The 19,566-nt window shown below is 67.9% G+C and carries 19 protein-coding genes, 2 pseudogenes and 1 riboswitch; of the genes and pseudogenes, 10 read left to right on the top strand and 11 right to left on the bottom strand.

Annotated elements, in window-relative coordinates:
- Positions 1–382: 382 nt before the first annotated feature.
- Positions 383–763: pseudogene (locus ACIA8R_RS46275) on the bottom strand (transposase); the annotation flags it as partial.
- A gap of 195 nt (positions 764–958) precedes the next feature.
- On the opposite strand from ACIA8R_RS46275, the gene ACIA8R_RS46270 reads away from it, so the two are divergent.
- Positions 959–1,513: a TetR/AcrR family transcriptional regulator gene (locus ACIA8R_RS46270; protein WP_397044240.1), complete on the top strand. Its 555-nt coding sequence runs from the start codon at positions 959–961 to the stop codon at positions 1,511–1,513.
- Between the two features lie 110 nt (positions 1,514–1,623).
- Here ACIA8R_RS46270 and ACIA8R_RS46265 read toward each other — a convergent pair whose 3' ends face one another.
- Together ACIA8R_RS46265 and ACIA8R_RS46260 are read right to left on the bottom strand one after the other, a co-directional pair.
- Complete coding sequence (locus tag ACIA8R_RS46265) at positions 1,624–3,156, bottom strand: MFS transporter (RefSeq protein WP_397044239.1); 1,533 nt, start codon at positions 3,154–3,156, stop codon at positions 1,624–1,626.
- Positions 3,153–4,181, bottom strand: a complete 1,029-nt coding sequence (locus ACIA8R_RS46260) for a fatty acid desaturase family protein (protein WP_397044237.1) — start codon at positions 4,179–4,181, stop codon at positions 3,153–3,155. Before ACIA8R_RS46260 ends, ACIA8R_RS46265 begins: the two co-directional genes overlap by 4 nt.
- Positions 4,182–4,257: 76 nt before the next feature.
- Between ACIA8R_RS46260 and ACIA8R_RS46255 the strand changes: the two genes are divergently transcribed.
- Together ACIA8R_RS46255 and ACIA8R_RS46250 are read left to right on the top strand one after the other, a co-directional pair.
- Positions 4,258–4,815, top strand: coding sequence for a TetR/AcrR family transcriptional regulator (locus ACIA8R_RS46255; protein ID WP_397044236.1), 558 nt, complete (start codon positions 4,258–4,260; stop codon positions 4,813–4,815).
- On the top strand, positions 4,812–5,114 hold the full coding sequence (locus ACIA8R_RS46250) for a hypothetical protein (RefSeq protein ID WP_397044234.1): 303 nt from the start codon (positions 4,812–4,814) through the stop codon (positions 5,112–5,114). The genes ACIA8R_RS46255 and ACIA8R_RS46250 overlap by 4 nt, the downstream gene beginning before the upstream one ends.
- Before the next feature lie 148 nt (positions 5,115–5,262).
- Here ACIA8R_RS46250 and ACIA8R_RS46245 read toward each other — a convergent pair whose 3' ends face one another.
- The gene (locus ACIA8R_RS46245; RefSeq protein WP_397044232.1) at positions 5,263–5,625 is read right to left on the bottom strand and encodes a hypothetical protein; all 363 of its coding nucleotides are present in this window, start codon (positions 5,623–5,625) and stop codon (positions 5,263–5,265) included.
- A 15-nt stretch (positions 5,626–5,640) separates the two neighbouring features.
- Between ACIA8R_RS46245 and ACIA8R_RS46240 the strand changes: the two are divergent.
- Positions 5,641–6,521: pseudogene (locus ACIA8R_RS46240) on the top strand (IS5 family transposase).
- On the opposite strand, the gene ACIA8R_RS46235 reads toward ACIA8R_RS46240, so the two are convergent.
- The gene (locus tag ACIA8R_RS46235; protein ID WP_397044231.1) at positions 6,464–7,420 is read right to left on the bottom strand and encodes a hypothetical protein; all 957 of its coding nucleotides are present in this window, start codon (positions 7,418–7,420) and stop codon (positions 6,464–6,466) included. The pseudogene ACIA8R_RS46240 and the gene ACIA8R_RS46235 overlap by 58 nt on opposite strands.
- Before the next feature lie 508 nt (positions 7,421–7,928).
- On the opposite strand from ACIA8R_RS46235, the gene ACIA8R_RS46230 reads away from it, so the two are divergent.
- Both ACIA8R_RS46230 and ACIA8R_RS46225 read left to right on the top strand, forming a co-directional pair.
- The gene (locus tag ACIA8R_RS46230; RefSeq protein WP_397044229.1) at positions 7,929–8,477 is read left to right on the top strand and encodes a multicopper oxidase domain-containing protein; all 549 of its coding nucleotides are present in this window, start codon (positions 7,929–7,931) and stop codon (positions 8,475–8,477) included.
- A gap of 37 nt (positions 8,478–8,514) precedes the next feature.
- Positions 8,515–8,787 (top strand): hypothetical protein, encoded by a 273-nt coding sequence (locus ACIA8R_RS46225; protein ID WP_397044227.1) that lies wholly within the window; start codon positions 8,515–8,517, stop codon positions 8,785–8,787.
- A gap of 125 nt (positions 8,788–8,912) precedes the next feature.
- On the opposite strand, the gene ACIA8R_RS46220 is transcribed toward ACIA8R_RS46225, so the two are convergent.
- Positions 8,913–9,581: a CHAP domain-containing protein gene (locus tag ACIA8R_RS46220; protein WP_397044225.1), complete on the bottom strand. Its 669-nt coding sequence runs from the start codon at positions 9,579–9,581 to the stop codon at positions 8,913–8,915.
- Between the two features lie 13 nt (positions 9,582–9,594).
- Positions 9,595–9,748: riboswitch (cyclic di-AMP (ydaO/yuaA leader) on the bottom strand.
- Positions 9,749–10,322: 574 nt separating this feature from the next.
- Positions 10,323–10,508: a hypothetical protein gene (locus ACIA8R_RS46215; protein WP_397044223.1), complete on the bottom strand. Its 186-nt coding sequence runs from the start codon at positions 10,506–10,508 to the stop codon at positions 10,323–10,325.
- Between the two features lie 494 nt (positions 10,509–11,002).
- Between ACIA8R_RS46215 and ACIA8R_RS46210 the strand changes: the two genes are divergently transcribed.
- Positions 11,003–11,440, top strand: coding sequence for a hypothetical protein (locus tag ACIA8R_RS46210; protein WP_397044221.1), 438 nt, complete (start codon positions 11,003–11,005; stop codon positions 11,438–11,440).
- Between the two features lie 200 nt (positions 11,441–11,640).
- Here the strand turns inward: ACIA8R_RS46210 and ACIA8R_RS46205 are convergent, their stop codons facing one another.
- Positions 11,641–12,219, bottom strand: a complete 579-nt coding sequence (locus ACIA8R_RS46205) for a TetR/AcrR family transcriptional regulator (RefSeq protein ID WP_397044219.1) — start codon at positions 12,217–12,219, stop codon at positions 11,641–11,643.
- Positions 12,220–12,297: 78 nt separating this feature from the next.
- Between ACIA8R_RS46205 and ACIA8R_RS46200 the strand changes: the two genes are divergently transcribed.
- Both ACIA8R_RS46200 and ACIA8R_RS46195 read left to right on the top strand, forming a co-directional pair.
- Positions 12,298–13,722, top strand: a complete 1,425-nt coding sequence (locus tag ACIA8R_RS46200) for an MFS transporter (RefSeq protein WP_397044217.1) — start codon at positions 12,298–12,300, stop codon at positions 13,720–13,722.
- A gap of 130 nt (positions 13,723–13,852) precedes the next feature.
- Positions 13,853–14,287 carry a GNAT family N-acetyltransferase gene (locus ACIA8R_RS46195; RefSeq protein WP_397044215.1) on the top strand — a complete coding sequence of 145 codons (435 nt, stop codon included), beginning with the start codon at positions 13,853–13,855 and terminating at the stop codon, positions 14,285–14,287.
- Positions 14,288–14,529: 242 nt separating this feature from the next.
- On the opposite strand, the gene ACIA8R_RS46190 is transcribed toward ACIA8R_RS46195, so the two are convergent.
- Positions 14,530–15,336 (bottom strand): IS3 family transposase, encoded by an 807-nt coding sequence (locus ACIA8R_RS46190; protein WP_397044213.1) that lies wholly within the window; start codon positions 15,334–15,336, stop codon positions 14,530–14,532.
- A gap of 126 nt (positions 15,337–15,462) precedes the next feature.
- On the opposite strand from ACIA8R_RS46190, the gene ACIA8R_RS46185 reads away from it, so the two are divergent.
- A complete protein-coding gene (locus ACIA8R_RS46185) occupies positions 15,463–17,976 on the top strand; it encodes a Tn3 family transposase (protein ID WP_397044211.1) in 2,514 nt (837 codons plus the stop codon).
- A 65-nt stretch (positions 17,977–18,041) separates the two neighbouring features.
- On the opposite strand, the gene ACIA8R_RS46180 is transcribed toward ACIA8R_RS46185, so the two are convergent.
- Together ACIA8R_RS46180 and ACIA8R_RS46175 are read right to left on the bottom strand one after the other, a co-directional pair.
- Positions 18,042–18,218 (bottom strand): hypothetical protein, encoded by a 177-nt coding sequence (locus ACIA8R_RS46180; protein WP_397044209.1) that lies wholly within the window; start codon positions 18,216–18,218, stop codon positions 18,042–18,044.
- A 323-nt stretch (positions 18,219–18,541) separates the two neighbouring features.
- Entirely contained in the window at positions 18,542–19,552 is a 1,011-nt protein-coding gene (locus ACIA8R_RS46175; protein ID WP_397044207.1) for a carboxymuconolactone decarboxylase family protein, read from the bottom strand.
- Positions 19,553–19,566 lie beyond the last annotated feature (14 nt).

Below are 19,566 nucleotides of genomic sequence, written 5' to 3'. Positions count from 1 at the left end.
TGCACCTTGCTGGTCAACCCGCCCCGCGAGCGGCCCAGCTTGGCCGCCTTCAGCCGGAACCGGTGCCGGCGTCGTAGCCGTCGCCGTTCGTCCCCTTCGTCATCAGCCCCGCCGTCAGCCCCGTCAGCCCCGTCGTGGTTGTCCCTGCGCTCCTCAACGCTGGGGTCGCCGGCATCGTCGTCGGGGGCGTTTTGCCCCTTTGGCGTAGCCCCCTTTCCTGCCGAGCGGCTTCTTCCAGCGCTGCGCTTAGCTCGCCGTCCAACACCATCCCTGCAGCATGATGGTGGGCGCGGACAGTGGTGGAGTCGACACTGACCAGGCCGAGGTCGGCCTGTCCCCGGGCCGCGGCCTCAGCGATCATGGCCTGCAGCAGCTGCTCGAACACGCCGTCCAGTGCCCAGATGCGGAACCGGTCGTAGGCGGTGGACCATGGCCCGTACTCCTCCGGCAGGTCACGCCACGGGCTGCCGGTACGAAACCGCCACATCACCGCATTGAACAGCCGCCGCAGATCCGGGACCGGACCCCGCTCGCCCAGCGGTAAATGGGGCCCGATCAAGGACCATTCTTCCCCAGTGCGAGGTGGCCCGCTTGCCGGCCAACACTCCGGCCGCGGCCGGCGAGCACACCGAGCGCTCCCTGATCCTCGACCTGGCCCCGGCCCTGTCAGAGGACCGGCGCAGCGACATCGTCCGCACGACCAACAACGGTGAGCCGCCTTCTCCTCTTTCTCCCCAACCCCGACAGACAGGTGACCGTTCACACCAGCGAGCCCGGCATCGGCCAGCTCGTCACGTCACGTCACCGTGTCCGCCCAGGGTAAGCAGGTGGCACGGAAGCCGGAATCGGCCCTGGTAGGGTCCCTATCCCTGGTGGCAAGGGTTCGATTCTGAGGCCGGCTACACCGTGAGCTACGGATGTTTGAAACGCTTGTTTGAGGCGTTGGTAGGATCATCACGTGGGAGTTCCTGAGGATTTGCTGGCCGCGACCAAGCAGTGTCTGTCCGAGCGCGGATATGCCCGCACGACGGTGCGCGACATCATCGCCGTCTCCGGCAGCAACCTCGCCGCGATCAACTACCACTTTCGTTCCAAGGACGCGCTGCTCACCCAGGCCATGATCGAGGTGACCGGCGAGGCGGTCGCGGAGATCCTCAAGGCTTTTCCCGACGACTCCAAGGAATGGTTCGAGGCCTTCTGGGGTGAGCTGATCGAGTCCTTCCGCACCAACCCGACCGTCTGGCGGGCCAATGTCGAGACGCTCGCGCAGGCCTCTCACCTGCCTGATGTGCGGGCCCGGCTGGCCGAGGGGCAGGCGCTGGCCCAGCGGGAGCTGAGCGCGCGCCTCCCCGGGCACGACGAGGCGGGGGCCCAGGTGCTGCTGACGCTGTTCATCGGGCTGCTGGTGCGCTGGCAGATCGACCCCGACAACGCCCCGGCGGCCCACGATCTGGCCACCGGCCTCCGCGCGGTCGCCCAGGCGGCGGGAGACGGGGAATCGGCACCCGCCTGACGCTCGGCCCCACTCCAGCCGCCCCAATCCAGGCTCCTCGCCCCAGCGGCCCTGTTCCGCCCACCTCGTTCCGACCCGCCCCCTTCCGCCTGCCGTGGCAAGCGGCCTCTTCAGCGCATTGCGTGGCGGCCGGCGTGCCGGTCCTGGGGTGGCGGCGGGGTGCCCTTCGCCTGCCGTACGGCACGCAGCATGACGGGAGCGAGCACCGCCATCACGCACAACGCGGCGGCCGCGGCGAGCATGGCGTAGTGCTGGCCCTGTGTGAAGGCCTCGCGGGCGGCGGCGGCCAGCGTGGTCGCGGCCGGTTCCGTCAGGTGCCGCGCCGACTCCAGGGCGCCGCCCAGAGTGTCGAGTGCCGCTGACGGAGCGCCCGTCTCGGCGAGGTGTCCCCGGTAGACGGCGGTGCCGATGCTGCCCAGCAGGGAGATGCCGAGCGCGCCGCCGAACTCGGTGGCCACCTGTGACAGCCCGGCGACCGATCCCGCGCGCTCCGGCGGAGCGGTGGCGATGATCAGGTCGGAGGAGACCGTCAGGACGAGCGTGACGCCACCGGCCATCAGCATGATCCCGGCGATCAGCAGACCGCTCTGCCCCGTCACGTCCAGCCGGGACAGCAGCATGAACCCGCTCGCGCCGACGAGCAGCCCGGCGCAGACCACCAGGCCCGGCCTGACCTTGCGGACGAGCATCGGCGCGAGCCCGGCGGCGAGCATCGCCATGCCCGCCGACGGCAGCGCGTACAGCCCGGCGATGAGCGGCCTGGCGCCCATGACCATCTGCAAGTACTGCGTCGTGAACAGGCTGGAGCCGACCATCGCGAAGACCCCGAGGGTGTTGGCGCCGATCGAGACGGTGAAGGCGCGGCTGCCGAACAGGCGCACGTCCAGCATCGGATCGGCCATCGAGCGCTGGCGCCTGACGAAGGCGGCCCCCAGCGTCAGCCCGGCGACGATGGCCAGCGCTGGCGCCCAGCCGAGGCCGTCCTGGGCGATGTGCTGGATCCCGTAGATCGTCGGCAGGATGGCGCCCAGCGACAACGCCACTCCGAGCAGATCGAACCTGCCGGGACGCGGGTCACTCGACTCGGGCAGCAGCAGCGGCGCCAGGACCAGCAGCAGCGCCATGACCGGCAGGTTGACCAGGAACACCGACCCCCACCAGAAGTGCTCGAGCAACGCGCCGCCCATCAGCGGGCCCAGCATCGCGCCGCCGGCGAACGCGCCGGTCCAGATGGCGATCGCGACGCGGCGCTGGCCGTCATCGTGGAACATGTTGCGAATCAGCGACAACGTCGAGGGCATCAACGTGGCGCCACCCACCCCGAGCAGGGCACGGGTGACGATCAGCAGGTCGGCACTGGGAGAGAACGCGGCGACCGCGGAGGCGGCCCCGAACGCAGCAGCCCCCGCCATCAGCAGCCGCCGCCGCCCGACCCGGTCACCGAGCGTGCCCATCGGCAGCAGCAGCCCGGCCAGCATGAACGGATAGATGTCGATGATCCACAGCAGCTGGGCACCGCTCGGCGCCAGGGAAGCGCTGATGAACGGCAGCGCGTAGGACAAGACGTGCAAGTCGACGGAGATCAGGAGTACGGGCAGGACCAGGACGGCCAGCCCGATCCACTGTTTGCGTCCGGCCTTCATGAGCGGCCCTTCTCTCGGAGCGGAGCACCGGCCTGGTGCAGGTGACGCAGCGCCTCGGCGTGCGAGGCGACGAAACTGACTTCGTGGTACGGCAGGCGCAATTGCCGGCAGTGGGCCTGCACGATGGGTTGCGCCAGGCGCAGGTTGGGGGTGGGCATGTTGGGGAACAGGTGGTGTTCGATCTGGTAATTGAGCCCGCCCATGGCGATGTCGGTGAACCGGCCACCGCGCACGTTGCGGGTGGTGAGCACCTGCTTGCGTAGAAAGTCGAGCTTGGCCTCCCCCGTGAGGGTCGGCATTCCCTTGTGGCCGGGGGCGAACACGCAGCCCATGTAGACGCCGAACAGCCCCTGGTGGACGGCGAGGAAGACCAGTGCCTTGCCCGGTGACAGGGTCCAAGCCAGCACACCCAGGTAACAGGCGAAGTGCGCGAACAGCAGCGCGCCCTCCAGGAAGCGCTGTTTCATCCAGGGCTGCCGCAGTGCCCGCACACCGCTGACGTGCAGGTTGAGCCCTTCGAGCAGGAGCAGCGGGTAGAGGAGGAACGCCTGCCGGCCGCCGATGAGCCGGGCCAGGCCGCGCGCGTTGCGTGCCTGTTCCTGTGACCACACGAGGACGTCGGGTGTGACGTCCGGATCGAGTTGCTCGTGGTTGGGATTGGCGTGGTGGCGGGTGTGCTTGTTCATCCACCAGCCGTAGCCGAGGCCGATGGCGAGGTTGCCGCCGAGCCGCCCGAGGATCTCGCTCGGGCGGCGATTGGTGAAGACCTGCCGGTGAGCCAGATCGTGCAGAACCAGGGCGACCTGCGCGAAGACGATCGCGAAGTAGACGGCCAGCAGGAGCTGGAGCCAGGAGTCGCCCAGCCAGTGGAACGCTGCCGCTCCTGCAAGGTAGGCCGCTGCGACGGCGATGATCCGGATCAGGTAGTAGCGGGGGCGCCGGTCGAGGAGCCCGGCCTGCCGGATGAGTCTGGACAGGCGGCTGAAGTCGCTCGCGGCCGTAGCCGCTGCGGTTGCTTGTGCCATGCCGACGACCATACACACGTTTGAAACGCTCGTGCAAAACAGATGTTTGTGACGTTTGTTTGGATAGGGTGGCAGAATGAAAGAGCGAGACAAGCTGATCGAGGGCGCCAAGCGCTGCCTGCAGGAACGCGGCTACGCGCACACCACGGCACGCGACATCGCCAGGACTTCCGGCGCCAACCTGGCCTCCATCGGCTACCACTTCGGATCGAAGGACGCGCTGCTGGCCAACGCCATGATCGAGGCGACCGCCGAGTGGGCCGACAAGCTGCGCCAGGCCATGGCGGGCGAAGTGCCAGGCGAGGGGGATGGGAAGTTGTGGCAGCAGGCGATCGAGCTGCTCGACCTCCACCGCCCAGTCTTCGTGGCCAGCATCGAAGTCTTCGCTCAGGCCGAGCGCAGACCACAGCTGCGCCAAGCATTGGCCGACGCTCAGGAGGCCGCACGCCTGGAATTGACCTACTGGCTCGCTGAAGGGACGTCGCCTCCAGCGACGCAGCGGGCGGTCGGCGCCTTCTACCTGACCTTGCTGACGGGGCTGATCCTGCAACGTCTCATCGACCCGGAACGCGCCCCCACCGCCGAATCACTGACGGAGGCGCTGCGTGCCGTGCGTGCACGTGCCGGCGCATGACGGCGATACCTTCTATCACCCTGCGTCAAGCTCTGCTGGTCGTGGACGCGGTGAACGGTATGTGCTCCACCGACCGCCTGGCCAACACGCGCCTGCTGGCACAGGAAGTGGAGGCAGTGATCGCGTTGGGCGCGGCAGCGGTATGGGCGGAGGAAGGGTACGCTCTGTTGGACATGATCAAAGCATGGACGACATGCGAGCGCCTGGCGGTCATCGCCGCCGCCGAGCGATTCTGGGCATGTTCCGAGGGTGGCTATGAAGAGGGGCTGCGAGCAGTAGGACTGCTGCCCGAATCATGAGTCCGGCTTGAACCTGCGGACAGCCGCTGGCGGTACCCGCGAGTAACTTAGCCGGACGCTTCGGCAGGGCACTGGGTCGGGATAGGCGCGGGCGGACCCGGCTGGCCGGGCAGTAGCCCGGTCAGCGCAGTTCGGATGGCGGCCCGGCTCACTCGATGCGCACGGGCGAGAGCCGCGATCGAAGTGCCATGGTCAGTGAACGGCGAACGCACCTCTGCAAGCTGGGCGCCAGCGCGGGCGGGCGGCCACGGTAGCGGCCTTCGGCTTCGGCTTCGGCGGCGATCCCTTCGACGGTCAGCTCGTTCTGTATGTCGTGCTGGAACTGCCCGACCGAGGTGACGTTGATGAGCGGCGCGGTCGTGGCGTCGTTGGCCGCGAGGTCATGGAAGTTGGACAGGGGTCCCGACAGGACGCGCAGGGCGACGCCGCGGGCCGGGCACCAGTCGCGTACGGCGTGGATGTCGACCGCTAGGAGCTGTTTCTTAGATCTGCTGACTGATCGTGCCTGCATCGTCACGATTGGCCTATGGGTCGAGGTGACTTAACCAACGCGGAGTGGGAGCGGCTTGAGCCGCTGCTGCCCGAAGGTGGCCAGCAGGGCGGCCAGTGGAACGACCACCGAAGAACGATCAACGGCGTGTTGTACCGGGCTCGCACCGGCCTGCCCTGGCGGGACCTGCCCGAACGATTCGGCCCCTGGATCACGGTCTACAAGCGGCACCGCCGCTGGTCAGCCGATGGCACCTAGCAGCGATTGCTGACCGCGATCCAGGCCGAGCAGGACGCCCAGGGCCAGGTGGACTGGGACATCTCCGTGGACTCCACCACCGTCCGGGCGCATCAGCACGCCGCCGGGACAAACCGGGGCGATCAGGTGCTGGAGGTACTGGCCGCCCGGCTGGCGGAGGTGGTCAGACTGGGGAATGTCTAGGCCGTTCCCGTGGCGGGTTCACCACCAAGATCCACCTGTCGGCGGACGGCCGATGCCGGGCACTGTCGCTGGTCCTGACACCGGGCCAGTACGGCGACAGCCCGCAGCTGGAGCGGGTGCTGCGGGCGGTGCGGGTCCCTCGCCTGGGGCTGGGACGCCCGCGTACCCGACCCGACAGCGTGGCCGCGGACAAGGCGTACCCCTCGCGCGCCAATCGCGTCTATCTGCGACGCCGTAAGATCCGCCACACCATCCCCGAACCACGTGACCAGCGCGCCAACCGCATCGGGCGCGGCTCTGCCGGGGGACGGCCCACCGGCTTCGATGCCGAGCGCTACAAGGCACGCAACATCGTCGAACGGGCTATCAACCGGCTGAAGAACTTCCGGGCCGTGGCCACGCGCTACGACAAGCGCGCCTACATCTTCCTCGGCACTGTCACCCTGGCCGCCCTGATCATCTGGCTCCGAACCTGATCTAAGAAACAGCTCCTAAGCCGGGCGCCGCGCCGCCGCTGCTCGACATCGAGCCGCGCCTGCAGGTCGCGATTCCAGGCGGCGACCCGCTCGTCGGTCCACACCAGCGCCTTGGGCCGTTCGGCGTCAGGGAGTTCGACGACCGCGGCCGGGTTGAAGTCGATGAGCCGGTCCTGCTTGATCGCGATGTTCAGCGCGTGCCGGAGAGTGGCGCGGATGCGGTGCATCATGGCCGGACCGACCGGCCGCCGATACCGCACCTTCGCCCGCTCCTCGAGATCGCCACTGACGCGGGCGGTGGTGATGACGTCATTGAACTCCTCGATCGCATCGAACATCCCCGCCACATCCGACACCCGCAGCCGATCCAGCCGGATATCACCCAGGTAAGGGGTGAAGTACAGACGGATGTGCGCCTCGTACGAACGGCGCGTAGTCACGTCGATCTTCCGCTTGCGGCGCAAGAACTCCTGCATCCATTCGGCGACCGTGACGGTGGGGTTGAGGTCCTGACGGGTGCGGACCTTGCGCCGTACCTCCTCCACCGGCGGCAACGCCTTGTTGTCCTTGAGCGTGGCCAGCATCAGCTCGGCGATCTTCCGTTGCACGTGCGGGTCCTCATCCAGCGCCAGCAGCGCCCGGGCCTGCTCCAACTCCGCCTCGACCTCCTCCAGCGTGGCAAAGCCCCGACGCCGCAGCGGATTACGCCGCCGACCGTCCGCGTGCGCCGGCAGCTCCAGCTGGTAGGCCCACCGGCCATGGGTGCTGCTCCACCGCTCCCCTCCTCCGGGACGACGCAGCTTCGGACATGCCTTACCCAGCCTCTTGCCCGTAGCCTCGTCGCGGCAGGAACACGTCTTGAAGGTGGTTCCGTTCATCTGTGTCGTCTTGCCCTTCATCTCCTGATCGGCTGCTGACCGCGTCGTCACACCTCGACAACGCGTTCCTTCACACCCCACGACCGGCTGGACACGCCATCGCCCCTGCGATGCGCCCATGCGCGACCCGACCGGCGGGTTTTCTGACACACCGCACAGGGCACGATCACGCCCGTCCGGCGGCCCACGGATTGACAGCGGTACCCAGGGCCCGGTTCCAGCCACCCCGGGGCACGCACACGCCCGGGAACAGCCGTCGCGGAACACCCATGGGGCCGTTAGTCGGGGGCGCTGGTATCGACGCCCACCTTCACCGCCCGCGTCAAGCGATATCCGCTGGTCATGATCCCTGGCCACTCGCATGCTCCGTCCACGGTGGATATGGCGTGCCCGAGGGGAGGCCGGCCGCAAGTGGCCTCCGATTGCATACATGACGGCCTCCCGGCCGCCGCGGCGGGAACTGTACGGTCAGCATCCTCATCCCGATCCGGCGTGCAAGCCTGCCCCGGTCACTTACCTAAATACCGACGTGCTGGTCACCCTCAAGGACGGCGTCTTCCCGCTGGTCGCCCTGGCCGAGGGCAAGAACGCCGTGGCCCGCGGCCTGATCCGGACCGGCGACGGCGCTTCCGCTCCCAAGGCCGACGTACGCCCCCGCGAACTGGACGGCGACGTCGTCCGCTATGCCGAGCTCCGGCCGGCCGAAGGCGTGCGCCTGGCGGCCAAGGAGCCCGACCGCGTCGTCAGGCTGGAGCTGACCGGCAGCATGATGGCCTACGACTGGGCGATCAACGGCAAGAAGTACGACCCGAAGATCATCTCCCCGGTACGGCCGGGCGAACGCGTGCGGCTGTCGTTCGTGAACCGGACCACCATGTGGCACCCCATGCACCTGCACGGCCACACCTTCGCCCTGGCGGACGGCGGCGTCCGGAAGGACACCGCCATCGTCCTGCCCGGCAGCACGCTGAACGTCGACTTCGACGCCGACAACCCAGGGCTCTGGATGATCCACTGCCACAACATCTACCACGCCGAATCCGGCATGATGACCCTCCTCGGCTACCAGCAGACCTGATCCGGGTACACGGCCGCCACCATCACTGGCGGCGGCCGTGGCCGCGGTGGGCCGCATTCACCAGGCGCCGAATGGTTCGATCCGAGGCTGCCTCCTTCCTGGTGAAGTTGGCGCCCTCGCCTTCGTGCTGCTTCTCAGCCGCAGCTTCGCGCCGGCCCTTGCCGTCGCGCAAACGGGACATGGGGTCATCGCCCCCGCCCGGCGGCCAGGCATCCTGCAGTTCGGCTCCACCCCCTCGTACGCGACGTTCGTGGACGTGTGGCGAGCAGCCGAAGCGCTCTCCGCCGTGATGCGCCACATTGGAGCATGAGCCGGGCCGACACAAGGCGCCGGCCTCACGGCTTCGCTCCTGACACACGAAAGTGGCGCAGGGCCACGCCCTGCGCCACTTTGCTGCCCTCACCATCGCACTGGAGAGGAATCCTCGGTCGACTGTCAGGCCTTGTACTGCGGGTAGCCGTACCCGACCACCTGGGACTTGGGCCGGACGCGCTCCTCGACCTTGCCGTTGCCGGTGTTGCCCTCGATAGCCGTGATCGTGCCGTCGCCGTTGTCCTGCTTGACCAGCCCCACGTGGTCGATGCTCTCGACGGACTTGTCGTCCCAGGAGTAGAAGACCACTGCGCCGGGCTTGGCCTGGCTCCCCCAGTGCTTGTTGGCCTCGAACCACTTGGCGTAGGTGACGGTGTAGGCGTCCCAGCCGACGGTGGACCGGGCGCCGGCCTTCTCCCCCACCCAGGAGACGAACATCGCGCACCAGGGGGCGTTGGCGTAGGACTGCAGACTGCCGCCGTCGCGGGCCACGGTCTCCTTCGCGCGGGGCGAGGACATGTACCAGCTGTGGAACGGGGTGCCGCCGCCCGCGGCGTTCTCGGTCACACCGACCTGCGACTCGGCGATCTTCAGGACGGACTGCGCGCTCACCTGCCCGGCGCTCTTCTCCTCGGCGCTGTGCGAGGCGACGGTGTCGGAACGTGCGCCGGACGCCTGGTCGGCGAAGACCGGGGCTGCGGTGAGAACCGCGCCGGCGGCGACGCTCACGCCGAGGGCGAGGCGAGTGAGGGTGGCGGGCGTCAGGGCACGGGTGAAGGCGTTGATGGTCATGAAGAGGTATTGCTCCTTGCTTCCATTCCGCCTACCGGGTTAGCTGACGGGTTCGGGCGTGGAAGTGCCCTACGGATGCCCTCGCGGGAGGGTGTTCCGATTCACCCCACAGAATGTGGGTCCCCGGTTCCGCGTGTTTGTCCGTGCGGATTCGGCGGCCGCGTCGTTCTCCGTGTTCACACAGATCAGAGGCGGTCTCGGCAATGGTCGGGACGTACTGTGGCGCGGATGTTCACCCGGCCTACGTCGTAACTGACATTGAAGGTATGCGAATGGCATAGAGCGGTACAAGCCAGCTACGGAGAAACGCTTCAAAAAGGCCTACCAGGCAGGCATTTAACCGACCAATTCTTTACCTTGGCACGCCGCCTGACCGTTGTCCCCGGCCGGGGATCAAGAAGGACAACGGCCGGAACCTCGCCACCACCCAAGCCGGGGAGGAGTGAGACGGCGGCGGCCACAAAGGCGACCACGGTCGCGATGCAGGTGCAGCGACCACCTCTCCAGGCTGCAGAGACCGGCCGGGTTAGCGGCGGTAATCGACCACGCACGCCACGGTGTTGAATCGCCGTCAACACCACGGACCATGCGCCCCCGTCCCACGCGAAGCCAGCGTCACGGCATACCACCACACCTGGCATCTCGACAGCGCATGCTCTTGAAGTCAGGCGCCAGACAGGCACGGACGAGCGACGAGCGCCCAGGGGTCCCGACAGCCTTCGAGACGGGATGGTCTGTCCTCTATCGGCTCTCCTCTGGCTCGAAACCGATGAGGAGGTTGAAGGCGCCGGTCAAATGGTCGGCCGAGACCAGGCCGACCGTCTCGGCCATCACTCTGTCACCCCAGCCGGGTGTACGCAGCTCAGCCACGCCCCCATCGGTGATGAAGGACGGCTTGACGAGTATGTCGACTGCCACCGTGATCAAGTCAGCCCCGCGGGCGTCGGTCGTCTCATGGTCCGGCCGGTCACCGTACACCCCGGCTCTCGGATGCCGGGGAAAGTGGCTCCATGGCGGAGACTCGGATACGCTCCCATAACTCGAACATCGATGTTTGAGTTACGGGAAGGGCAGTAGCACGTGGTACCGCGAGAAGCATCGAAAGAGGTACGAGCGCCGGCAGCGGCCGGCGCGCCCGGATACCCCCAGAAAGTGCGTCGGCGCCGCAGCGAACAAGCCCGCCCCAAGGGCATGCCCGGCGTGGCACGTGCGGCGCAGCGGTCGGCCGCCGACCAGGACGGGCAGCGCTTCACCGACACAGCGTTCCCTCTCCTGGCAGAGAACCGGGGTCGCTACCTGCCGGTCCGCCTCATCGGGCGTTTCAGGGCACGGTCGGCCAGAGCGGAAAGCACCGATCACCCCATGCGACGGACTCTACGTTCGTCACGACCTCGTTACCGACCCGCTTCACGGAGACCCACATGCGTAGCGACGCCCCCCTTGGGGATGACACCATCGTCGCGCTGCTGTTGGCAGGACTGATCTTTCTGGCGGCCCTGACGCTGGGCGTATGGAAATACCTGCAGATGATCCACCCGGAGCGGCACAGGGCTCACCCCTATGTGGACATCGCGCATCGTGCCGCACTGCTGTATTCCTTCGCGACCTTACTGATCGCGGTCTTCGTCGAACTGAGCGGCTGGCCGGCGGCAGTCGATCTCGCCGCGGCGGGAGTCGTCGTGGCGTTCTTCATGGCGGCGATCGTGAGCTATGTCCTTCACGGTTGGCGCCGGGACACCAACAACCAGTTCCACCATCCAGTCCGCGGCACAACGGCGTTCATGACGGCGCTCATCGTGGGCGAGATTGGCGGCTTCGCCGTTCTTCTCGCCGGATTCTTGCAAGCACAACTGCTCTGAACCTTGCTCGCGAGGAACGAGGCGATCGATTGCCACAGGCGCGAGCAAGCAGCAGGCCGAGCAATAGCTACAGGAAGTCCGCCACCTCACTCCGGACCGGCTGCGGTGACGACGCCGCCCCCCGGACAGCACCAGGAATGGACCCAACGCCATCGAGGGATTCTGAGCTTGACGCCCCCGCCTGGTAGGCGAGCTCCGCCTCAGGCGGCCAGTGCCGATTGGATGGACTTGGTGACCACGTCGGCCGCGTCGGTCCGGGCCAGGCGTCCTTGGCGTACCTCGTTCGCCGCGCCGTGCATGATGTAGTGGGTAAGGCTGACCAGCCAGGCGGTAGGCAGGTCGGTACGGAAGACGCCCTGATCCTGGCCACGGTGGACGAGTTCGGCCATGCGCTGGACGGGTTCGGCGTGCAGGTCCTGGATCCGTCCAGCGGGTAGGACTTCCTCGGCGGCAGCCAGCAGGGCCGCCGACTCGGCCACCAGCTCCCAACTGGACGCCAACAGACGGCCCATGGCTTCGCGTGCGTCCCCGGTCAGGTCGACGGAGGCCAGCAGCTTGTCGCCCTCTCGCAGCGCGTCGACAAGTGCCGCCTCGATGAGGTCGGCCCGAGTCCGGAAGTGTCCGTACAGAGTCATCCGCCCGACGCCGGCAGCCAGCGCGATGTCATCGGTGGTCGCATGCGGGTTCGAACGCATCAACTCGCGAGCGGCCGACACGATGCGGGCGATACTGCGCTCGGCGTCGGCACGGCGCCTGGAGCGCGCAGAAGGTGCAGCCATGCCAGCACCCTATCTCGTATACGCATATACGGCTTATAGTGTGCAGCAGAACTCGTATATGGACATACGAGATAGCGCTTGGAGGATTCGATGACTCAACCCGCAGCGCAACAGGCAGAGCTCCACGAGCCGCTCCCGGGCCGGTGGCGCATCCTCGGCTTCCTCGGCGTGGCCCAGCTCATGCTGATCCTCGACGTCACCGTCGTCGCCATCGCGCTGCCCCACATGGAGACGGACCTCGCACTCAGCCGCGAGGCCCTGACCTGGACGGTCAGCGCGTACACGCTCACCTTCGGCGGCCTCATGCTGCTCGGCGGCCGCATCACAGACCTGCTGGGCGCCAAACGGATCGTGATCGCCGGGCTGTTGCTGTTCACCGTGGCATCGCTGGTCACAGGGTTGGCGGGGACGGCGGCCATGCTGCTGGCCGGTCGGGTGGCCCAGGGCGTCGGGGCCGCGTTGCTGTCGCCCGCGGCGCTGTCGCTGGTGGTCGCCCTGTTCGACGGAGAGGAGCGGAACAAGGCCCTGGGGGTCTGGTCCGCGCTCGGCGGCGGCGGCGCCGCGCTCGGCGTTCTCCTCGGCGGCCTGCTCACCGCCGGTCCGGGATGGTCGTGGGTGTTCCACATCAATGTGCCCATCGGCCTGGTGATCGCTGTGGTCCTCGCCGTACTGCTTCCGGCGCGTACGCCTTCGGCCGCCTCCCGGCCCCGGCTCGACGTACTCGGTGCGATCTTGGTGACGTCCGCCAGCGCGTCGTTGATCTACGCCCTCATCGCCGCCGGTGAGAAGGGGTGGCTCAGTGCTCTCACCGGGTGGCTCGTGCTCGCGGCTGCCGTGGGTTACGTGCTGTTCGTGCTGTGGCAGAGGTGGGCACGTTCGCCCCTGATGGACGTGCGACTGCTTGCCCGGCGCCCTGTGGCGGTCGGGGCCTTCCTGATCCTGATGGCCACGGCACTGATGATCGCTGTGTTCTTCCTGGGAACCTTCTACTTCCAACACGCTTTGGGCTATGGCGCGCTGCAGGCGGGGCTGCTGTTCCTGCCGGTCGCGCTGGCGACCATGCTCGGCGCCAACCTGACCGGACGCCTGCTCGGCCGCTGGGGCGGGCGCGCCCTGGCCGTCGCGGGTCTGACGGTCGCGGCGATCGGCATGGCCGTACCGGCCTTCTCGACGAACGTCGTCAGCGTCGTGGCCGGCGTGGCCGTCGCGGCGGCAGGCACCGGCGCGATGTTCGTCATCGCCTCGGCGACCGCACTCGGTCAAGTGGCGCCCCACGAGGCCGGGATCGCCTCCGGCATCGTGAGCACCTTCCACGAGTTCGGCGCATCCATCGGAGCCGCCGTCATCTCAAGCGTCGCAGCCGCGAGCCTGGCCGGGACCACGTTGCACGGCTTCACCAGCGGATTCACCGTGGCCGCGATCGCATCGGCGGTCGGCGCAGTCATCGCAGCGCTGGTGACGCCCGGCCGCCCGTCACCCACGGGGCAAGCCGGCTCTCAGTGAGCGGGGATCGCCTGATCGCCGGCGCTACAGCGGCTCAGCAACACCGCTGCGACGCCGGCCACTCCCGCGACCACGACCAGAGCCGCCCTGTAAGCGGCGACCGACTTGAAGCACACCTGAAAGGATCATCATGACATCGATCCGCCGCGCCACACCCGATGACGCCACCACCGTGCACGACCTCATACGAGGTCTGGCCGAACACCAAGGCCAGACCTCGGCCATCACCGCAAGCGTCGAGGAGCTGAAGTCAATGCTGGCCCGCCCGGAGATCACCTATCTGATCGCCGAGCGAGACGGCCAGGCCGTGGGCTACGTCTCCTGGTTCGAGCGCATCAGCTTCTGGTCCGGCCAGGACTACCTCGCCCTGGACGACCTGTACGTCACCGACGCCGAACGCGGCAACGGCGTAGGCGAGCGGCTGATGCAGGCCGCGGCCGAAGCTGCCGAGGGCAAGGTGATCCGTTGGGAGGTGACGGAAGCCAACGTCGCCGCCCAACGCTTCTACGCCCGCATCGGCGCGACCCTCACCTCCAAGAAGATCTGTCGCTGGCAGCCGAGGTGATCCGAACGTCGTCGCACGCATCGCCCGGACCTGCCGACCCGTGCTCGCGCTGGTGATCCCGTCTCGCGCGTGGATGAGGTAACAGCGCCGCCCGTATTGAGGTGCTGGGCCGACCGCAGCCAGACTTCGCCGGGTTCATCGGGTCGGCGATCCGGCGAGATCAACCGTAGGGTGACATCATGTTCGCCATCGACGCCGTGAGGGGCCACGGAGATTCCGGACAGCCAGCTTATGGGCGTAGCCTATGCGGCCGTCGGAGTTGAAAGGGACTCGTTGAGCACTTCGAAGGGTGGTCGGTAGCCGAGCGCCGAATGCAGGCGCCGATGGTTGTAGAACCCCTCGATATAGCGGATGACCTGCCGTCTTGCCTTGGCTCGAGTGGTGAAGACGAAGCGGTGCAGCCATTCGTTCTTGAGCGCGGAGAAGAACGACTCGGCCATCGCGTTGTCGTAGCAGACGCCGGTGCGGCCGACCGAGCGGCGGATGCCCAGGCCGGTCAGGAAGCGGCCGAACTCGTCGCTGATGTAGTTCGAGCCGCGGTCGGTGTGGAACAGGGCACCGGGCTGGAGCAGGCCGGTGCCGGCGGCCATCCGGATCGCGTCCTTGATCAGGGCGGTGCGGTAGTGGTCGGCCATCGCCCAGCCCAGAACCGCCTTGCTGTGACAGTCGATCACGGTGGCCAGGTAGAGGAAGCCCTCCCAGGTGCGGACGTAGGTGATGTCGCCGACCAGCTTGGTGCCCGGACGAGCGGCGGTGAAGTCACGGCTGACCAGGTCGGGGATGCCGCGGAAGTCGCCCTGCACCGTTGTGACGGGCCGGAACGCCCGCACCTGAGCCGGAACCAGGCCCTGCTCCCGCATCAGGGCACGCACCAACTCGGCCGAGCAGTGCTCACCGCGGCGGGCCAGGGCGGCGTGCACCCGCCGGTAGCCGTAGGTCTCGTGCGAGCCGGCGAAGATCTCGGCGACCGATGCGGCCAGCAGCGTCCGGCGTTGCGCGGTGGCCGAGGCCGGCCGCTCGCGCCATTCGTAGTAGCCCGATCGGGACACGGGGTCTGAGGAACATCGGAACCGGATCGTGCGCTAAGCGTTTGTCCTGGTGAGCATCGGTTTGACCGCTGGTGATCGCTACCGGAAGCCTTCGAGGGTCTTGTCGTAGACCTGCGGAGGTTCACGGTGCCGGTCGAGTTCTTGTCCGATGAGCAGGCTGCGGGGTTCGCCTCGTTTCAGGGGCCGCCTACGCGCGTTCAGCTGGAGAAGTACTTCTTCCTCGATGACGCTGACCGCGAGGCGATCGATACCAAGCGCAGAGATCACAACCGGCTCGGATTCGCTGTCCAGCTCGGGGTAGCCCGGTTACTACGGCGGTTTCTCCCCGACCCTCGCCAGGTCCCTGCCGAGGTCGTGGACTACCTCGCTCAGCAACTGGGCATCACCGACCCGTCGTGTATCAAGCTGGACGGCCAGCGTGATGGAACCGCGCGTACCCACGCAGGAGAGATCGAGAAGGCCAGCGGGTGGATCGACTTCGCCGAGGTCGAACCGGGGCTGGCGCGGTGGATCGCGGCGCGGGCGTTCACCACGGGAGAGGGCCCCAAGGCGCTGTTCGATGCGGCGGTGGCGGAGTTGCGTAGCCGCCCGGTGCTGATGCCGGGGGTGCATCGGCTGGCGCGGCTGGTGGCCAGGGAGCGGGAGAAAGCCACCAAGCGGCTGTGGGACAGCCTGTATGACCTGCTGAATGATGAGCAACGGCGGGTGCTGGCCGAGCTGGTGGAGGTGCCTGCTGGGGCAAGAATCTCCACGCTGGAGCGGCTGCGACGCCCGGTGGTGAAGGCCTCAGGTCCGCAGATGGAGCGGGCGCTGGAGCGGGTGGCCGAGATCGCCGCGCTCGGCGTCGGTGAGGTGGATGTGTCGGTGATCCCACCGCGGCGGATGGCCGAGCTGTGGCGCTATGGCATGGACGGTAAGGCCACGTTGATCGACCGGCACGGCGCCGAGCGCAAGCTCGCTACGCTCCTGGCGACGGTGGTGCATCTGACCACCCGGTCGGTCGATGACGCTCTTGACTTGCTCGATTTGCTGATCGCCACCCGGCTGCTGGCGCGCGCCGAGCGGGAGTCGTCGAAGGAGAAGCTGCGCACGCTGCCGCGGGTGGAGCGGGCCTCGGCCACGCTGGCCGAGGCAGTGCGGGTGCTGATCGAGGCGACTGACGACCAGGTCGATGTCGCTACCGGGGAGATCCTGGCACCGGGGCTGGCGTCGATTGATGAGGTGTGGGCGGCGATCGAGGCGGTCGTGTCGCGCCAGCAGCTGACTGCGGCGCTGGAGGCGATCATCGAGCTGACCCCGCCGGCCGATTCGGATGCCGATGAGGCGTGGCGGGCGATGCTGGTGGGCTGTTTCGCCATGGTGCGGCCCTTCCTGCCCCAGTTGTGTGAGGTGATCCAGTTCGGGGCTACGGCCGAGGGCCGGCCGGTGCTGGCCGCGCTGAGGACGCTGCCCTCTTTGATGGGACGCAAGCGCGTCACCCCGGAGGAGATCAACGCGTCGCTGCTGATTGGGTCGTGGCGGCGCCTGGTGCTGCGGGCGCCGCACTTGCAAGAAGGGCAGGTGGATTGGAAGGCGTACGCGTTCTGTGTGCTGGAGCAGTTCCACCGACTGCTGCGCCGCCGGGAGATCTTCGCGATCAACTCCTCCAAGTGGGGTGACCCGGGCGCCAAACTCCTGCAGGGCCCGGTGTGGGAGGCGCTGCGGCCCACGGTATTGGCCAGCCTGCGCCTGCCCGAGCAGCCGGGCACCTACCTGACCCGGCAGGCCGAGACGCTGGATGCGGCCTACCGAGAGGTCGCCGGGCGATTGCCGGCCAACACTAGCGCGGGCATGGGCGACGACGGGCGGCTCCACCTGGCGGCGTTGGAACCGGTCCCCGAACCCGACAGTCTGGTGGCGTTGCGGGAGGCAGTGGAGGCGATGATGCCCCGGGTGGACCTGCCCGAGGTGCTGCTGGAGGTGTTCTCCTGGACCGGCGCCGATGCCGCGTTCACCTCCATCACCGGGGAAGCGGCCCGGCTGGCCGACCTTCCCATCTCGATCGCCGCGCTGCTGGTGGCGCACGGCTGCAACGTCGGGATGACCCCCGTCATCGGCGGCGCCAAGGCGCTGAGACGCGACCGGTTGTCCCATGTCGATCAGACCTACCTGCGGTTGGCCACCTACAAGGCCGCCAACGCCACCCTCATCGACGCCCAGGCCGGAATCGGCCTGGCCCAGGTGTGGGGTGGCGGGCCGGTGGCTTCGGTCGATGGGATGCGCTTCGTCGTCCCCACGGCCACGATCCATGCCCGGCCCAACCCCAAGTACTTCGGCCGGGGCCGCGGCGCGACCTGGCTGAACATGCTGAACGATCAGGCTTCGGGCCTGGGCGGCATGGTCGTGGCCGGCACCCCGCGCGATTCGCTGTACGTGCTGGACGTGCTGTATGACCGCGACGGCGGCAAACGCCCCGAGATGATCGTCACCGATACCGCCAGTTACAGCGACATCGTCTACGGGCTGCTCACTCTGGCGGGGTTCTCCTACGCCCCGCAGCTGGCTGACCTACCCGATCAGAATCCACGCGCACGTGAACATGCTGGGCCGCTACTCCTTCGCCCTGCCCGAGCTGCCGGGAGGGTTGCGACCGCTGGGTGATCCAGGCGATGTCCACGACGACGACATCGGCGGCTGAGACGTGTGGCATGCCGCGGCGATCGCCGTCACCGCTCACCATGCGGCTTGCTCCAGGTCATGATCTCGGTTGCCGGAAGACGCTCTGCGAAGCGGTTATCGGGTGATGTTTGCTGCAGGACCGCGCGCAGGTCCCGCTCGAAGTCCTCCAGCTTGTCGCCGAACAGGTGCGGGGCGGAGTCGGATCGGGAGAACACCCACGCCACGATGTCGTCCGTTGTACGGTCGACCACTTCCCCGGCCGGCACGACATGCCGTTCGAGGTTCTCGAACCCGGCCCGTGCCAGGACGAGGTCCTCCCGGTCCGGCGTGCCGTTGACGAGCGTTCCGGCCTTCGAGATGCTGAGTGCAGAAATTAGCGGTAGCGACCTGGGACTTCTTGGTCGACTGTGACCATCGTCGTCATGCCGGTCGTCGCGCCGGTGGCCGAATCGGGGGCGGAGTTGGGCCGGCCGGGGAAAGCGCGACGGACACGGGCGTCCTCTACGGTGTCATCATGGTGGATATCGCTCCGCGGGTGCGTTCGTCCTCATCCAGTTGATGTTCGGCTGGTGATGGCTTCCTCGATCCGCTCCACTGCGGTGATGGCACCGAAGCCGAGCAGGCGTACCAGATGGGTGTCGTTGGCGGAGGTCGTGGCGCGCCATGCGGTGACGTCCGCTTCGGCGATGTCGTGTGGTCTGAGAGCGGCCAGCAGCGCGAGTTTGGCGGCGGGTCGGTCGGCTTCGGGAAGCCTGGTCAAGCGTTGTGTCAGCCACGTGCCATGCGAAAGCGGGCCGGTGGCGGTGGGTTCGGCGACCGTGGCTCGGAGAAGGTTCTGGCTTTGCTCGCTCAGGAGCGCGGCGCCGTCGGCGGCCGCGCTGCGCAGGGCGGCGTACGCGGCCCCGATCGGGGTATCGCCGGCCCAGGCCGGCCGTGACGCCGTTGGGATGCCGGCCAGTAGCGGCAGGCTGTCACCTCGGGCGAGTTCCTGGTGGACGGTGCGGGTGTAGGCCATGGCCCCGACCCGGCGTACCGACCGTGCTCGTTGCAGATTGCCGGGGAGCAGTTGCTCGTCGGTGAGCGTGGAGAACATGCGGTTGATGAAGTGGGTCGACAGGGCCGTGCCGATGTATTCGGCGGCGAGTTCGGGCTGGAACGGAGGTGCCGCCAGATGTGCCGGGTCGAGGGTTCGGGTGGCCTTCGCCCAGGTCGCCAGCGCGGCGTGGTGAGGGTCGGTCGGGACTCGGTCGTTGAGCAGGTCCTCGGCGAGTTGGTGTTCGCCGAGGGCGTGGATCAGGATGGTGTGCGCGTCGATGCAGAACCGGCACCGGTTGGCCTGTGACACGGCCACGGCCACGACTTCCTTGTCGGTGCGGGGTGCGAGTCCTGCGAGTTCCGACTCGCGCAGCACGGCCCAGGCTGCGGCGTGCAGTTCGGGCGCCGGAGACAACATCATGAACGCGACCTGCCCGAAGTCGGCCGTCGATTGGGCGTACACCTCGGCGACTCGACCGGTGGCTGATCTTCTGGGCACAGGCACGACGTGGCGGACGGACATGCTGAACTCCTGGG

This window comes from Nonomuraea sp. NPDC051191, assembly GCF_044455665.1.
Classification (GTDB): Bacteria; Actinomycetota; Actinomycetes; order Streptosporangiales; family Streptosporangiaceae; genus Nonomuraea.
The sequence above is the reverse complement of the archived record's forward strand: the minus strand, read 5'-3'. Positions and strand labels throughout refer to the sequence as shown.

Coding starts and splice junctions, on each gene's coding strand:
- ACIA8R_RS46265 (WP_397044239.1), bottom strand. CDS start 3,156: ATGAAGGCCGGACGCAAACAGTGGATCGGGCTGGCCGTCCTGGTCCTG.
- ACIA8R_RS46260 (WP_397044237.1), bottom strand. CDS start 4,181: ATGGCACAAGCAACCGCAGCGGCTACGGCCGCGAGCGACTTCAGCCGC.
- ACIA8R_RS46255 (WP_397044236.1), top strand. CDS start 4,258: ATGAAAGAGCGAGACAAGCTGATCGAGGGCGCCAAGCGCTGCCTGCAG.
- ACIA8R_RS46250 (WP_397044234.1), top strand. CDS start 4,812: ATGACGGCGATACCTTCTATCACCCTGCGTCAAGCTCTGCTGGTCGTG.
- ACIA8R_RS46245 (WP_397044232.1), bottom strand. CDS start 5,625: ATGCAGGCACGATCAGTCAGCAGATCTAAGAAACAGCTCCTAGCGGTC.
- ACIA8R_RS46235 (WP_397044231.1), bottom strand. CDS start 7,420: ATGAAGGGCAAGACGACACAGATGAACGGAACCACCTTCAAGACGTGT.
- ACIA8R_RS46220 (WP_397044225.1), bottom strand. CDS start 9,581: ATGACCATCAACGCCTTCACCCGTGCCCTGACGCCCGCCACCCTCACT.
- ACIA8R_RS46210 (WP_397044221.1), top strand. CDS start 11,003: ATGCGTAGCGACGCCCCCCTTGGGGATGACACCATCGTCGCGCTGCTG.
- ACIA8R_RS46205 (WP_397044219.1), bottom strand. CDS start 12,219: ATGGCTGCACCTTCTGCGCGCTCCAGGCGCCGTGCCGACGCCGAGCGC.
- ACIA8R_RS46195 (WP_397044215.1), top strand. CDS start 13,853: ATGACATCGATCCGCCGCGCCACACCCGATGACGCCACCACCGTGCAC.
- ACIA8R_RS46175 (WP_397044207.1), bottom strand. CDS start 19,552: ATGTCCGTCCGCCACGTCGTGCCTGTGCCCAGAAGATCAGCCACCGGT.